Source organism: Prevotella koreensis (genome assembly GCF_003977605.1).
Lineage (GTDB): Bacteria > Bacteroidota > Bacteroidia > Bacteroidales > Bacteroidaceae > Prevotella > Prevotella koreensis.
The window spans coordinates 749,818-764,852 of sequence record NZ_RYYU01000001.1 but is presented as its reverse complement, the minus strand read 5'-3'; the positions used below and the strand labels follow the sequence as shown (position 1 = coordinate 764,852).

Here is a 15,035-nt window from a genome sequence, read left to right as displayed (position 1 = left end):
TATCAAAGAACTCTTTCTTTACGTGCTCATGAAAACACAACCAAAAAGGCCGGATTTTTCAAAAGCGAGTGCAAAGGTAATGCTAAATTCGCAAACCACAAAACTTTTTCAAAGAAAAATTCAGAAAAAGAAGAAAAAAAGAAAAGAATAAAGAAAATAAACGAAGAGAAAGAAAACAATACATTATTGTATATATAGGGAGAAAGAAAAAAAGGACGAGGGCGATACTTTTCAGATAAAGATAGGACATTGTGAGGGGGAAGGGTGGAATTAATAAGGATTTGAGAGAAGGGAAATGTCAATTAGATACAGTTTCCACCATATACTGCGTCTATCGTCTGAAGAATTAACGTTCATTTGTCTCTCTCAAACCCTCATAACTCAAGGCACAAGGAATTGTCAAATTCCTTGAGTATTATTCTCTTTATCTTATAAATTTGGTACAAAGTAAAACAAAGTACTCAAATATGCAAAAAACACTCACACAATTAATGCAAAAAAAGAATATGCAAACTAATGCATAGAAGAAAAAATATATAGTCAAGTTTAAAACATATGACTCCGATTTCCTTTTCGTTAAACTTCCTAATTAATTTCAATGTTACATTGTTTTTTTGTACCTTTGCGGCTCAAATAATAACGACAATGAAAAAATTGATTTGTGTGCTCGTGGCGGCACTTGGTATAAACATTTGCATTATGGCTCAAACAAAGAATATCGAATTAAGAATTATCGAGACAAGTGATGTACATGGGTGTTTTTTTCCATACGATTTTATTAACCGTAAACCTATGAAAGGAACATTGGCACGCGTTAGTACGTATGTAAGCAATTTGCGCAAAGAATACGGAAAGAACCTGATACTGCTTGATAATGGTGATATTCTACAAGGGCAACCCACATGCTATTACTGCAATTACGTGAAACCAGAAACCGAGAATGTTGCAGCAAGTGTAATAAACTATTTGAAATATGATGCAGAGACAATTGGCAATCACGACATAGAAACAGGGCATGCAGTCTATGACAAATGGATAAAAGAGGTGAAATGTCCGATGCTTGGGGCAAACATCATTGACACCAAAACAGGCAAGCCGTATGTCAATCCATATACAATAATAGAACGTGAAGGTGTACGGGTTGCCGTTCTCGGTATGTTAACACCGGCCATACCAAACTGGCTTAACGAAGAATTATGGGCAGGATTGCGTTTTGATAACATTATGAAAAGTGCTTCGTATTGGGTGAAACACTTGAAGGAGGAAGAACATGCCGACATTGTAGTAGGTCTGTTCCACAGCGGAAGGGAAGGTGGCATAAAAACTGCAGAATATGAAGAAGACCAATCACTGAAAGTGGCAAGAGAAATTCCCGGTTTCGATATAATTCTTTATGGTCACGACCACACAAGTCATAAGGACATTGTGAAAGGACCAGGCGGAAACGACGTGCTATGTCTTGATCCCTCATGCAATGCCTTTATGGTTAGCGATGCAAAAATAAGCATCACCATGCGTGACGGAAAATTAGTTGGAAAACGTATTGAAGGTGAAGTTGTTGATATTACAAAAGAAGAAATAGACCAAGACTTTGTAAACTTTTTTAAGCCACAGATTGACAGTGTAAGAAACTATGTAGATAGAGTAATAGGAAGATCTGAAGCACCTATGCTTACTCGCGACTGCTATTTCGGTAGTGCAGAATTCACCGATTTCATTCATAATCTCCAGTTGCAAATTACCGGTGCAGACATATCATTCAATGCTCCACTTACATTCGACAGTAAAATAGCCAAAGGCGAGGTGCGTGTAAGCGACATGTTCAATCTATATAGATATGAGAACCAGATTTATGTTCTACGCATGACAGGCGAGGAAATAAGGAAACACCTTGAAATGAGTTACGATCAATGGGTGACTACAATGAAATCTCCCACCGATCATATCATGCTTCTTGATGTATATGCCAAGAACGACAAGCAACGTTTTGGTTTCAAGAATCTTGCTTTCAATTTCGACAGTGCGGCAGGAATTATATATGAAGTTGATGTAACCAAGCCAGACGGTGAGAAAGTGAAGATATTAAGTATGGCTGATGGCACTAATTTCGATGAAAACAAATGGTATAATGTTGTAATGAACAGTTATCGTGGTAACGGAGGAGGCGAACTGCTGACTCGCGGAGCAGGCATTCCACACAGCGAACTTAAAGAAAGACGCATCTATGAAAGCGAAAAAGACCAACGTTACTACCTTATGAAAGAAATAGAAAGGATAGGTACAATCAAGCCCAAAGCAAACAACAACTGGCATTTCGTTCCCGAGGAATGGACTGCTCCGGCAATAGAGCGCGACAAGAAATTGATATTCAGCAAATAAGCAACATCAATCTTATGGAAAAGAAACTATGGTTCGTTTTTTGTCAATCGGATATTTTGCTCCGTAAGACGGACAATGGCAATTATGAAATTCCATTCAGTGAGCAGCCACCGACAGCCGTAAAATCATGGACCACAGTGCATAATGTCACCCCACTCGGAGACATACAAGTCAGAACCTACACCATAGATGCTCCCGTGACAGGGTTTCCTAAGTTTGAGATGTGCGGACTACGGGCATCATATACGAAAATATCCCACGAATTTTATATTAAAGCTGGCAAATGTGCAGAAATAAACTACTGGGATATGAACACACAATTTTGTGGTGTCTGCGGTGCTCCTATGCGCAAAAACACAGACATTTCAAAACGATGCACCAACTGTGGCAAGGAAGTATGGCCACAACTGGCACCGGCAGTAATCGTTCTGATACGCAAAGGCGATGAGGTTTTGCTTGTGCATGCGAGGAATTTCAAAAGCGACTACTACGGACTGGTGGCAGGATTTGTTGAAACTGGCGAAACACTCGAAGAGGCAGCAATACGTGAGGTAATGGAAGAGACAGGATTGAAAATAAGCAATCTTAGATATTTCGCGTCACAGCCTTGGCCCTACCCTTCCGGTCTGATGATTGGCTTCAATGCAGACTATGATGGTGGAGATATTCATCTGCAACGTTCCGAATTGTCATACGGCGGCTGGTTTCACAAGGATAACCTTCCTAAAATCCCCGAAAAACTATCGATAGCAAGACAACTGATAGACAATTGGATTCAAGAGTCGCAAAAATAAGCAAACAAAAATATGAATAACCATATAGAAATAAAGAATGCGAGAGTAAACAACCTGAAAAATATCTCGCTCAATATACCACGTGACAAGTTCATCGTGATATCCGGAGTCAGTGGTTCTGGCAAATCGTCACTTGCATTTGACACACTATATGCCGAAGGTCAAAGAAGATATGTAGAGAGTCTATCTTCGTATGCGAGACAGTTTTTGGGGCGAATGAGCAAACCGGAGTGTGATTATATAAAAGGACTCCCACCTGCTATTGCTATCGAACAAAAGGTTATTGCAAAGAATCCACGCTCTACGGTTGGCACTTCAACCGAGATTTACGAATATCTGCGATTGCTTTTTGCACGTATCGGGCGTACATATTCTCCAATAAGCGGAGAGGAAGTAAAAAAACATACGACAGAGGATATTATCTCTTGTACGAAACAATATGGAGAAGGTACACGTTTTGTGGTTCTCTCCCCAATCCGTCTTCATGGCGACAGAACTCTTGAACGCCAACTACAGATGTATATACAAGAAGGTTTTTCACGTCTGTGGGTTGATAATGATTTTATAAGGATTGAGGATTTTATAGAAGGTAATAAAAATTTTGATAGGAAACCAAACGAGATGATGCTTCTTATAGACCGTCTTTCGGTAGATAATTCGCCAGATGCAATATCTCGCCTTATCGACTCTACCGAGACGGCATTCTATGAAGGAGATGGCGAATGTCGTCTGATGTTCCTGCCCTCAAACATTTTCTATGATTTCTCTACACGCTTCGAAACTGATGGAATAAAGTTCGAGGAACCTAATGACAACATGTTTTCATTCAACTCCCCGCTTGGTGCATGTCCTAAATGCGAGGGATTCGGCAATGTGATAGGTATTGACGAGAAACTTGTAATACCCAATTCTTCGCTCAGTGTATATGAAGGTTGTGTGCAGTGTTGGCACGGCGACAAGATGAAAACATGGCAGGACGAGTTCTGCCGACGTGCTGCAAACGACAATTTTCCGATATTCGAACCATATTATAGTCTTTCACAGAAATACAAAAATATGCTTTGGCACGGACTTCCAAGCGACAAGGGTCGCGCCGAAAACGAACGCGTGTCAATAGACGATTTCTTCAAAATGGTGAAAGAAAATCAGTATAAGATACAATACCGTGTGATGATGAGTCGCTATCGCGGAAAAACAATATGCCCGGAATGTCATGGCACGCGACTGAAACGTGAAGCGAACTACGTCAAAATCAATGGCATGGGAATAACAGACCTCGTAGAGATGTCTACGGCTAACTTGTATGAATGGTTCAAAAAAATAAAACTTAACGAGCAGGAAGAGAAAATTTCAAAACGATTGATTGCAGAAATAACCAACCGACTGGGGTTTATCGTTAACGTGGGATTGGGTTATCTTACATTGAACAGACAATCAAGCACCCTTTCCGGAGGAGAAAGTCAAAGAATAAACCTCACCACATCGCTTGGAAGCAGTCTCGTTGGTTCACTTTATATTCTTGATGAGCCGAGTATCGGGCTGCACAGTCGTGACACGTTCCGCTTGATAAACGTACTGAAAGGTTTGAAAGATATTGGCAATACGGTGGTTGTGGTTGAACATGACGAGGACATACTGCGAGCCGCCGACTATCTTGTTGATATAGGTCCAGATGCCGGCAGGCTCGGTGGTGAGATCGTTTTTCAAGGAGATACCGATGTCATTGCACAACTTACAAAGAATAATCATGCCGACAACAGTTCGTCAATGAGTTACACCATGCGATACCTTACCGGACAGGAAACCATTACGCTGCCAACAAGCAGAAGGCCGTGGAATATGAGTATAATGTTGAAAGGAGCACGCATGAACAACCTGAAAGGGATTGATGCACGCTTCCCATTGAACGTGATGACTGTTGTTACAGGTGTCAGTGGATCAGGAAAATCATCGCTCGTTAAGGGAATACTCTACCCTTCCATGAAACGCCATCTCAACGAGGTTGCCGACCAACCAGGCGAATACGTTGCTCTCGAAGGCGATTGGGAGCAAATAAGTCATGTCGAGATGATTGACCAGAATCCTATAGGAAAGAGTACAAGATCAAATGCCGCCACTTATGTGAAAGCGTATGATGCCATAAGACAACTGTATGCCGATCAGCCACTGGCAAAACAAATGGGATTTACTTCACAATATTTTTCCTTCAATACTGACGGAGGAAGATGTGAGGAATGTAAAGGAGCCGGAGTAATAACCGTGGAAATGCAATTCATGGCAGATATTTCACTGCAATGCGAAACCTGTCACGGCAAACGTTTTAAGAAAGACATTCTTGACGTGCATTTCAAGGATAAAGACATAAACGACATTCTTGAGATGACCGTTTCAGAGGCTATCGAGTTTTTTGATGAGTATAATGAGAAAACGATTGCTGACAGGCTGAAACCACTTGAAACAGTAGGCCTCGGATACATCAAACTCGGACAGAACTCTTCAACGCTTTCGGGTGGAGAAAACCAGAGAGTGAAACTTGCATACTATATCGGACAAGAACGTCAGGCACCGACCTTGTTTATTTTCGACGAGCCTACCACCGGCTTACACTTCCACGACATACGTAAACTGCTTTCTGCTTTCGATGCCTTGATAGAAAGAGGGCATACGATTATTGTCATTGAACATAATATGGACGTGATAAAATGTGCCGACCATATCATTGACTTGGGACCCGAAGGAGGCTCGGCAGGAGGATTTATCGTTTGTGAGGGAACACCGGAAGAAATCGTTCAGTGTAATAAAAGCATTACAGGAAAATATCTTAAATCAAAACTATAACACCCTATCCCTTAAAAGCAAATCGGTTATTATAACGCATTTACTTCGATTTGCTATTGATACCTGCTTTCATATTGCTTTAGTCCGATTGCCGGCATCCACACAGCCATTATATCTCGACGTATCCAACTATGCCTTCGATGAAATGTGAACACATCTGCTCAACAATCGAACAAAATCAGTTAAGGATTCTAAATCACCGATTATGGATAAAACAGAGCGGCAAACGGGACTCGAACCCGCGACCCTCGGCTTGGGAAGCCGATGCTCTACCAACTGAGCTATTGCCGCGTTTAAGAGAAAATAATGGTATAAGAACTTTGGAGCCGATACCGGGACTCGAACCCGGGACCTACGCATTACGAATGCGTTGCTCTACCAACTGAGCCATATCGGCATTCCATAATTCATCAATATGTGAAAGAAGCATTTCTGTTAAATGCGGTGCAAAGGTAGTTAATTTCCGTAACTTTCAATAATTATCAACCTGTTAATTATCTCAATTTATTTTTTTTAACAACTAAATCAATTTATTACTAATACCACAATATACATATAGCGAGTAACATACGGAACGTTCTTCCGCTGAGCCGCCATTTTTTATAAATGATACTTAATCGAAAAGGGCAAGGCCTCACGGTCTCACCCTTTCATGCTAAAAAAAACTTATATAATAATACACGTAGGTTCTAAAAACACGTCACGGCATAAGATACCTATGCACTATGTGCAATTTATGTAACTTTTGTCTCGAATTTTATGCCTGGCCCCCTTACATCGAGAGAAACAGACCTTCGCGGCTTAAGGCAGGTCTTCTGACTACGTCCCATACTGATGCTCCTTCCCGCCCAAGATTAAAACAAGGGGCAGTGGTATTTATGCTTCAGTACTTATAAAGGGACTCACAGCTGCGAGACAGTCGGGGAATTTCGCCCCGTTCCCTATTAATCACCAATTTGGTGAACCTTAGCGGGTGCAAATATACGACTTTTTTAATTATCCACAAACTTTTTATCACAAAATTATTAAAATATTTGCCCGATAGAACATTTCTCCTTATCTTTGCAGCGTTTTCAACAAGTTATGAGAGCAAAGACAAGTTTACTTGATATTTGCACAGGCAAGAAAATGGACATTATAAAGAACATTTTTGATAGGCCATAAGAGCAAAGACGAGTTCTAACTTAAACTTAATCTCGACTTTAAAATAATATTAATTTAAAATCACGGTTGCCTATAGAATACATCTTTACTTCGATAAAATAAAAATATAGAAGATGAAAGATTTGCATGATATGACCAACGAGGAGTTGGCACTATCTTATGTTGATGGAAATAACCGTGCATTCGACTTGCTCTTGGGACGCACTCAGGACAAACTGTTTCAGTACATATTGTTCGTAGTGCGCGACAAGGACATTGCAGAAGATATTTTCCAAGAAACTTTTCTGAAGGCTATAGCCAAACTTAATCATGGGCAGTATCGTCCGTGCGGTAAGTTTTTGGGCTGGATGATGCGCATTGCCCACAATGCTGTGATGGACTGGTTTCGCGATCAGCGGGCACAAAACATCATAGAGCCTACTCACGATAACGACTTGAGCAACCTCAACCCTAAAGATATTCTTGATGGATATGTCGAAGCAGACTACGTTAACGACCAAGTGCTTCGTGATGTAAGACGCATAATGGACAATCTTCCGCCATCACAGAGGGAGGTGGTGTTCATGAGATACTACCAAGGGTTGTCGTTCAAAGAGATTGCAGAAACAACGGGTGTGAGCATAAACACTGCGCTCGGACGTATGCGTTATGCCATAATCAACATGCGGCGAATAGCGAGAGAAAATAATGTTGTCCTCAATATGATGTAACACATTAAGGACAACATATTCTACAAATCTCAAGAATGTTTACAAATCCTTAAGTTGCCTTATTATTTCCTGCGGATTAGGTGCACCGAAAACATAACTTCCGCTAACAAGAACATCACACCCTGCGGCCACAAGTCGCGGGGCTGTTTTTCCTTGTACTCCACCATCAACCTGAATAAGAGCATTTGAGCCATGTTCGGTTATGAGTTTGCGCAAACGCTTTGTTTTCTCAATGGTATTCTCGATGAATTTCTGTCCGCCGAAACCGGGATTTACGCTCATCAGCAACACCATATCAACATCACATATAATATCCTCAAGACAAGATACCGGTGTAGAAGGATTGAGAGTTACACCGGCCTTCATTCCGGCTTCGTGTATTTCCTGTACCGTGCGACTAAGATGTGTGCAAGCCTCGTAATGAACATTCATCATCATAGCGCCGGTCTTGGCAGTCTGTGCTATGTAACGTTCAGGATTGACAATCATGAAATGCACATCAAGTGGTTTCTTGCATGCCTTGGCTACGGCCTCAAGCACAGGGAAACCGAAAGAGATATTAGGAACGAAGACTCCGTCCATCACATCCATGTGAAGCCAATCTGCCTCACTATTGTTTATCATATCAATGTCTGATTGCAAATCAAGAAAATTTGCAGAAAGCATCGAGGGTGAAACTATTGTCATATTCTTAATTCAAACAATAAACTTGAGATTTACCATTGTTCTTGAACACACGATAGGTATATGCTATCTGACGAATAAGTTTGAGCGTCTGCTCAGATGGCTTCATTTCTTCCGGTGTAAAAAACTTCATAGGCTCTGATGAATTTAAATTGATTTATTTTAGATTTCATTTTTGCTATTTATACTAATAACGAGGCAACATTCGGTTTTATTACACTAAAGCATAAAAATATTTCTCATCGTGGATATTTCGGCTCACTTTCGTATGCCATAAATCGCTAACATCAAACCAAAACAGGCTGTTTTACAAAGCAATTTGGGCGAAATTGATTGGCAAAATGGGCGAAATTGGTAAGCAAATTCGCCCAAATTACAAAATGAGATGATGTCGTATTATGGGAAGATATTTACAATACCCTCTATAAACTTACTTGTTAACGCCATTGCATCAATATTACATGAAAAAAGGAAAAAGGAAAATTATCGTAGAAAAAGTTTGCAGCATATTATAAGTATGTGTAACTTTGCATAATTACAGAATTATATAAGCAACATGTTGATTAAAGTTTGTGGTATGCGCAATGCTGAAAATATACGCGCAGTGACCGAATTGAATATAGATATGATTGGATTCATATTTAATCCGAAGAGTCCAAGATTCGTGAGAATGATTTCTGCACGTGCGGGAATAATCCCGGATTATAGTGAAGAACGTCTCAAAACATTGAAGAAAAACAAAGAAGAAGACTTGGGAGATAAGAATTCTGTCGCATGTTTCACCCCCCAAAGGGTTGGTGTGTTCATGGACGCGATGCCACAAACCATAATAACACGCATTTATAACTACAATCTCGATTATGTGCAGTTGAATGGTGACGAAAGCTGCATAATGATAGATAACCTTAAGAGAAGCGTTGATCCGGATATTCACCCAGGACTGAAAGTTATAAAAAAAATAAGCATAAGCAACAAAACGGATATTGAAAAATGGCGCGAATACGAAGGATATGCCGATATGCTTCTCTTTGATATGACATGCAAAGATGGTGAACGTAGCAGCGAACAGCCGGACTTCAGTATTTTAGATAACTATAACGGCAAAATACCTTTTCTAATAAGTCGCGAATTCAGACCAGAAGATGTAGAAACGGTAAGGCAAATAAATCACCCGATGCTCGCTGGAATAGACGTTAACAATATGTTCGAGACCGAGCCGGGAGTAAAGGATGTGGAGAAACTCGGGGCATTTGTTGAGAAAGTAAGGAATTAAATGAAAATCGTCATAATTGATAACTACGACAGTTTCACATACAATCTATCCCATCTCATAAAGGAAATAGGTGCAGAAGTTATAGTTTTTCGTAACGACCATTTCGATATTGACATACTGGAAAAATTCGACAAGATAATGCTTTCTCCGGGTCCGGGAATACCATCGGAGACTCGCATGCTGCACGATGTTATAAAGAGATATGCAGGCAGAAAGTCTATCTTCGGGGTATGCCTTGGTCATCAAGCGATTGGCGAGGTATTCGGTGCGAAATTAACCAACCTATCTGATGTTTTCCATGGTGTCGCAACCACAGGGGTTCAGTTCGGAACAGACCCTATATTCAAAGGATGTAATCGGAATATCGTAATGGGACGTTATCACTCATGGGTTGTATCAAAAGAAGATTTCCCGAACTGTCTTGAGATTACGGCAGAAAGTGATGAAGGACATATAATGGCTTTGCGACATCGTAAATACGACATTCACGGAATACAATTTCACCCTGAGAGCGTATTGACACCCGACGGGCACGACATCATTGCCAACTGGCTGTATAATTAGTCGAGTAAAATCTTTTTCAACGTAAATAAAAAGAGATGGGACGCAGATTCTTTACATATAATCTGCGTCCCCTTTCGGTTCATTTCCGTTTATTCTAAAACTCCAGTTCCAAGCCTATCATAAGTTCTTCCGGAGCAAATCGTAGTCCGAAACCATTATCGCCAACCTCGTGTTCCTCTCCAACAAAATAGTTGTTCCTGTATCCGGCAAATCCCATCCGCATGCAAAGACAGAAACCTTTTGCAAGATCCACGCATACACCAGGACGTATTCCTATTTCGTAACCATTACGTTTGGTAGCGGTATTTTGTTCGGGTTTAGAATGGTTAAAACCCATACCGCCATCCAAATAAAGGTTGAACGGTCCTCTGTGCATATAATAATACCGCACAAATGGCGAGACTTTATAAATGCGAGTAATATTCTTCACACCACCTACACGTTCCGAGTCAAATCCATATCCAAACATGATACCTGCCGCCCAAGTTTGATTGAAACGCCAGCCCATTTCAGGAAATAACTGCAGTGTTGAAGCCTTGGTATCAGTGTTGTTCCAATAGGTTAGAGAACCGCCTAAGAAAAGTCCGGTCTCCTCATCATGTTCATGGAAAGGCAGTCCGTCATTCTGAGCCGATGCGCAAAAAGCGGAAGACAAGAAGAAGATAGATAATAATAACTTTTTCATATATTCATTAAACTTAATTTTATTTTAATTACGTGTACAAAATTACAAAAAAGAAAGAATATGAAACAATACCCATAAATTATGATTTCCGTTACCTTCTTACTTACTATTCATTATGCTGCCCTATCACAGCAAAGAACGTAAGATTCTCTGTACCGCGGTTTTGCAGAGAATGGCTTCTGCCTTTCGGACAGTAATGCACTTCGTTAGGCAACACCACTTCCTCTACCCCACCATCAATAACATACGTTGCTACGCCTGACAGGATATACATTGTTTCGGAATTATTAGTATGTGTGTGATAACCTATTGAACATCCCGGCTCAAGAGTGCCGAACATCAGTTTGTTATCATCATCATCATAGGCTCGCATAATATACCGACCTTCCCCTTCTTTGAACTTCGGGAGGATTTTCTCTTCAAGTTGTTCTTTATTGATTTTCATTGTTTTTTTCTTTATAATGTGAAAACGAACTAATAAAAGAGTTTTCTACTAATATTAATAATCAATGCCTCCTTTCTATCATACAACCTTTTATTAAGGAAGTGGTGCAACTTACTGCACTCCCTTTATTAAAATTTGACAGTATGACAGAAAAGAGGCATGAAAAATTATCTATTAATATGACACCAACTTCGTTTATCAGTTAAAGATATACTTAACACCAAACTGCAGTTGCCAGCACTGACCATAATGGTAATTGGTTTCCCAAGTCTTTGTCGGGTATCGTCCGTCAACCTTGACCATAGAAAATATTGGAGTACCATTCTCTATCTTGTCAACCTTTAGGAACTGTCCATTATTGCATGGCAACATTGTCTTGCCTACTCCCCACTTAGAATTTAACAAGTTTCCTATATTCATGATGTCGGCACTGAGTTGCAATTTATGAGTATCCTTGCCAAGACGCATAACGAAATCGTGAGTCCAGCGGAAATCGAAACGATGAGTCCAAGGAGAACGGACACTGTATGCCTCTGCATACTTTCCACGATGAGAGTTCAGATAACTGTCTTGCTCAACAAATCTCCAAAATGCTGCGCGGTCAGACTCTGAAGAGAATTTTATCTGTGAGTCGTCAAGAGGGATATACATAAGGTCGTATGCCAATCCGTCTCCATTAATATCTCCCTTGTAGAAGAAACTATATCCTGAAGAACTAAAGCCTGTATAGAACAAAGTTATATTCTCCTTGAAGAAGCGATAGTTTACAGATGCGACAATACGGTCGGGAATAACAAAACGAGAGTTCTGCAAATCAAGATTGTTAGGACCATTGATTGTATAAAGATTCTTCCATGCAGAAGAAGCATTAGAACCAGGCATGCCCGAAACTTCCTTCATAACAGTATGTGTATAGGCCGCCATGATGTTCAAGTCCTTTACCGGCTCGGCATTAAGAGTTAAGTTTGCTGTCCAACCGTAACCTTTGCTGGTATTTGTCAGGACACATGCATCTGACAAATTAACACCATTCCCTTTTCTTGAATAGTAACGGAAATCTTTCGGATATATCCAACGGTTGTCGGCACCTTCCAAACGTGACCATGTATCATCAGGGTGCTTGACATTATAGTTATCAAGCATTACGGCATTGATATTCTTTGTGTAAGTGAACTCTCCGGTAATAGTCATTGGGAAACTTACAGGCAACTGATAGTCAACGGCAATAGATGACTTCCATACTTGCGGCATCTTGAAATTGCGATCCACACCTGCGAAACTCGAAGGAACTGTTCCTTGTTCCGGTGTAATGGAAGTGGGAGTACCAAGCAACGAAATTATCTCCGCCGGGTCGGTCACTATGCGACCGGCAAACTTGTCAAGACGGTCGTCTCGCGACTGAACAACTCCATTCGAATAGGTAGTAGTTGCTGTAGCAAGATACTGAATCATACCGGAGTTTGTAGGCATATTCGTAAAGAACACCAAAGGCAAACGACCCGCGAAAAGACCTGTACCACCGCGTACTTTAAATGTTTTATCGCCCAAAACATCCCAAATAAAACCTAAACGCGGAGAAATCTGAACATTACTATTCGGCCACTTGCCGGTATCAATATGTCGTCCACCAAAATCAAGATTCAGAATGGCATTGTTTGTCATAACATCATCGTTGTTGAAAATAATGTCATCAAAACGAACACCTGCCGTTAACTTCAGATTCTTACGTATATTCCATTCGTCTTGAAGATAGAATCCAAATTGGTTGAAACGTACCTGTGCTGCAGGATGAGCGTTACCATTATAACCGTATTGTATAGCGACAGATTCGGGTGCCGCACCATTCAGGAAGTCATCAAGCGAACGATAACGATAATATCCCGTACCATTACGTAAATAAGAGTTGTTAGCCAGTTGGTGCTCAAAACTGAGACCTGCAGTCAACTTGTGTGTACCAATGTAATATGTGAAGTTGTCTGTAAGGGTTGTTACTTTATTGTTTACGGCATTGTTCCAAGAGAAGAGTTCATATCCGAGTGACATATATGGTTCCAAAGTCTGAGTTACAGTACCGCCTGCATCAGTTTTATACCCGGCCATAATATCAATGAAAGGGAATGGAGCGGAGTTGCTGCCACGCTGATCTTGAATATTGCTGTATGTGAATAATAATTGATTTGAAATATTATTACCCAAGCGACTGTTAAGGTCTGCCGAAATTGACATAACCTTATTATTCATGCTATACATTGAATTGGCAAAAGCCATTGAGAACTTTGACAAGCGATCTCCAGAGAAAGGAGTGCCTACATCGGACGAAGAACGGTTGGTCGGAATCCAAGACGTATTGTTTGTATGATTGAAACGCACAGCGAGATGGTGTTTCTGGCTGATGTTCCAGTCGATGCGCGCGAGTATTTTCAAATTGTCCTCATCTGATGGGAAACTCGTATATGAACCAGTGTCATAGCCATAGTTCTTTAGCATGAAATTACGCACTGCTTCCATGTCGACAATTGTGGTACGTGAAAAATAGTTTTTTGCATCTGCCACACCATCTGCCGAAGCACGCCAGTTGTTTGTAACAGTAGGTATCTTCTCATATTCCACATTTGCAAAGAAGAAAAGACGGTCTTTAATGATAGGCCCTCCAAAGGTAAATCCATAAGTGTTCTTACGGTCTTTTTTACGGTCTCCAAGATCTTTACCATTAACAACATTACCGCGCAGGTACTCACTGCGAGCGTATGTATATGCCGTGGCACGGAAAATATTCGTACCAGACTTCGTCACTGCGTTGATTCCACCGCCGATGAAATTAGACTGACGGACATCAAACGGAGAAACGACTACCTGTACCTCGTCGATTGCATCCATTGAGATAGGACTACCTCCACCCGGAAGTTTATCGCTAAGACCAAAGTTGTTGTTGAAATTTGCACCGTCAATGGTGAAGTTTGTAGAACGTCCGTCACCACCTGCAAAACCCATCCCGTTTGCGTATGGAGAAAGTCTGGCTATGTCAGAGATGCTGCGGTTGACGCTTGGCAAAGAAGTAATCATGCGCTGATTGATGTTCGTTGTTGCTCCGGTCTTTTCTATGGCAAACTTAGAGCCTTTTCCGGTAACAACGACCTCGCCAAGTTCATTAACGTCTTCGTTAAGATTGGCATCAAGGTCATACATCTCACCAAGTTGCAATGTAATGTCACGATAGATTATGTCCTTATAACCTACGTATGAAATTGTAACCTTGTATGGACCGCCATTACGCATACCCTGCATTGTGAAACGCCCATTGGTGTTAGTCACTGCTGCATAACGCGTACCCGAAGGCTCGTGAACTGCTTGAACAGTTGCACCAATGATGGTCTCGCCTTGTGCATCACGCACGAGACCCGACATTGACGAAGTAGTAACTTGAGCCCATAACGCTGATGTCGAAATCATCAACATAGCAATTATGAAATAAATTCTTTTAAACATAGTTAGATTTATT

Annotated in this window: 12 protein-coding genes, 2 tRNA genes and 1 riboswitch; of the genes, 7 read left to right on the top strand and 7 right to left on the bottom strand. The window is 40.8% G+C overall.

Annotated features, from left to right (window positions below):
- From EHV08_RS11530 to uvrA, 4 genes are all read left to right on the top strand, one after another.
- Positions 1-198 (top strand): hypothetical protein (locus tag EHV08_RS11530; RefSeq protein ID WP_203227045.1); only part of this gene is annotated, 198 nt, incomplete at its 5' end.
- Positions 199-645: 447 nt separating this feature from the next.
- Positions 646-2,379: a bifunctional metallophosphatase/5'-nucleotidase gene (locus EHV08_RS03335; RefSeq protein WP_126677964.1), complete on the top strand. Its 1,734-nt coding sequence runs from the start codon at positions 646-648 to the stop codon at positions 2,377-2,379.
- Between the two features lie 14 nt (positions 2,380-2,393).
- A complete protein-coding gene (gene nudC, locus EHV08_RS03330) occupies positions 2,394-3,173 on the top strand; it encodes an NAD(+) diphosphatase (protein WP_126677962.1) in 780 nt (259 codons plus the stop codon).
- A gap of 12 nt (positions 3,174-3,185) precedes the next feature.
- Entirely contained in the window at positions 3,186-6,011 is a 2,826-nt protein-coding gene (uvrA, locus tag EHV08_RS03325) for an excinuclease ABC subunit UvrA (RefSeq protein WP_126677960.1), read from the top strand.
- A 218-nt stretch (positions 6,012-6,229) separates the two neighbouring features.
- On the opposite strand, the gene EHV08_RS03320 is transcribed toward uvrA, so the two are convergent.
- Both EHV08_RS03320 and EHV08_RS03315 read right to left on the bottom strand, forming a co-directional pair.
- Positions 6,230-6,302, bottom strand: a tRNA-Gly gene (locus tag EHV08_RS03320).
- A 30-nt stretch (positions 6,303-6,332) separates the two neighbouring features.
- Positions 6,333-6,408, bottom strand: a tRNA-Thr gene (locus EHV08_RS03315).
- 391 nt (positions 6,409-6,799) lie between these two features.
- Positions 6,800-6,995, bottom strand: a riboswitch (cobalamin riboswitch).
- A 293-nt stretch (positions 6,996-7,288) separates the two neighbouring features.
- Between EHV08_RS03315 and EHV08_RS03310 the strand changes: the two genes are divergently transcribed.
- Positions 7,289-7,885 (top strand): RNA polymerase sigma factor, encoded by a 597-nt coding sequence (locus EHV08_RS03310; protein ID WP_126677958.1) that lies wholly within the window; start codon positions 7,289-7,291, stop codon positions 7,883-7,885.
- A 39-nt stretch (positions 7,886-7,924) separates the two neighbouring features.
- Here the strand turns inward: EHV08_RS03310 and rpe are convergent, their stop codons facing one another.
- Positions 7,925-8,572 (bottom strand): ribulose-phosphate 3-epimerase, encoded by a 648-nt coding sequence (gene rpe / locus EHV08_RS03305; protein WP_126677956.1) that lies wholly within the window; start codon positions 8,570-8,572, stop codon positions 7,925-7,927.
- 4 nt (positions 8,573-8,576) lie between these two features.
- Complete coding sequence (locus EHV08_RS11785) at positions 8,577-8,702, bottom strand: hypothetical protein (RefSeq protein ID WP_262707379.1); 126 nt, start codon at positions 8,700-8,702, stop codon at positions 8,577-8,579.
- A gap of 423 nt (positions 8,703-9,125) precedes the next feature.
- Between EHV08_RS11785 and EHV08_RS11525 the strand changes: the two genes are divergently transcribed.
- Together EHV08_RS11525 and EHV08_RS11520 are read left to right on the top strand one after the other, a co-directional pair.
- A complete protein-coding gene (locus tag EHV08_RS11525) occupies positions 9,126-9,842 on the top strand; it encodes a phosphoribosylanthranilate isomerase (RefSeq protein WP_203227044.1) in 717 nt (238 codons plus the stop codon).
- Positions 9,843-10,406, top strand: a complete 564-nt coding sequence (locus tag EHV08_RS11520; protein ID WP_203227043.1) for an anthranilate synthase component II — start codon at positions 9,843-9,845, stop codon at positions 10,404-10,406. It begins immediately after the preceding gene.
- A gap of 94 nt (positions 10,407-10,500) precedes the next feature.
- Here EHV08_RS11520 and EHV08_RS03295 read toward each other — a convergent pair whose 3' ends face one another.
- The 3 genes from EHV08_RS03295 to EHV08_RS03285 form a co-directional block, all read right to left on the bottom strand.
- A complete protein-coding gene (locus EHV08_RS03295; protein WP_126677954.1) occupies positions 10,501-11,091 on the bottom strand; it encodes an autotransporter outer membrane beta-barrel domain-containing protein in 591 nt (196 codons plus the stop codon).
- 106 nt (positions 11,092-11,197) lie between these two features.
- Complete coding sequence (locus tag EHV08_RS03290) at positions 11,198-11,536, bottom strand: cupin domain-containing protein (RefSeq protein ID WP_126677952.1); 339 nt, start codon at positions 11,534-11,536, stop codon at positions 11,198-11,200.
- Positions 11,537-11,734: 198 nt separating this feature from the next.
- On the bottom strand, positions 11,735-15,022 hold the full coding sequence (locus EHV08_RS03285; RefSeq protein ID WP_126677950.1) for a TonB-dependent receptor: 3,288 nt from the start codon (positions 15,020-15,022) through the stop codon (positions 11,735-11,737).
- Positions 15,023-15,035 lie beyond the last annotated feature (13 nt).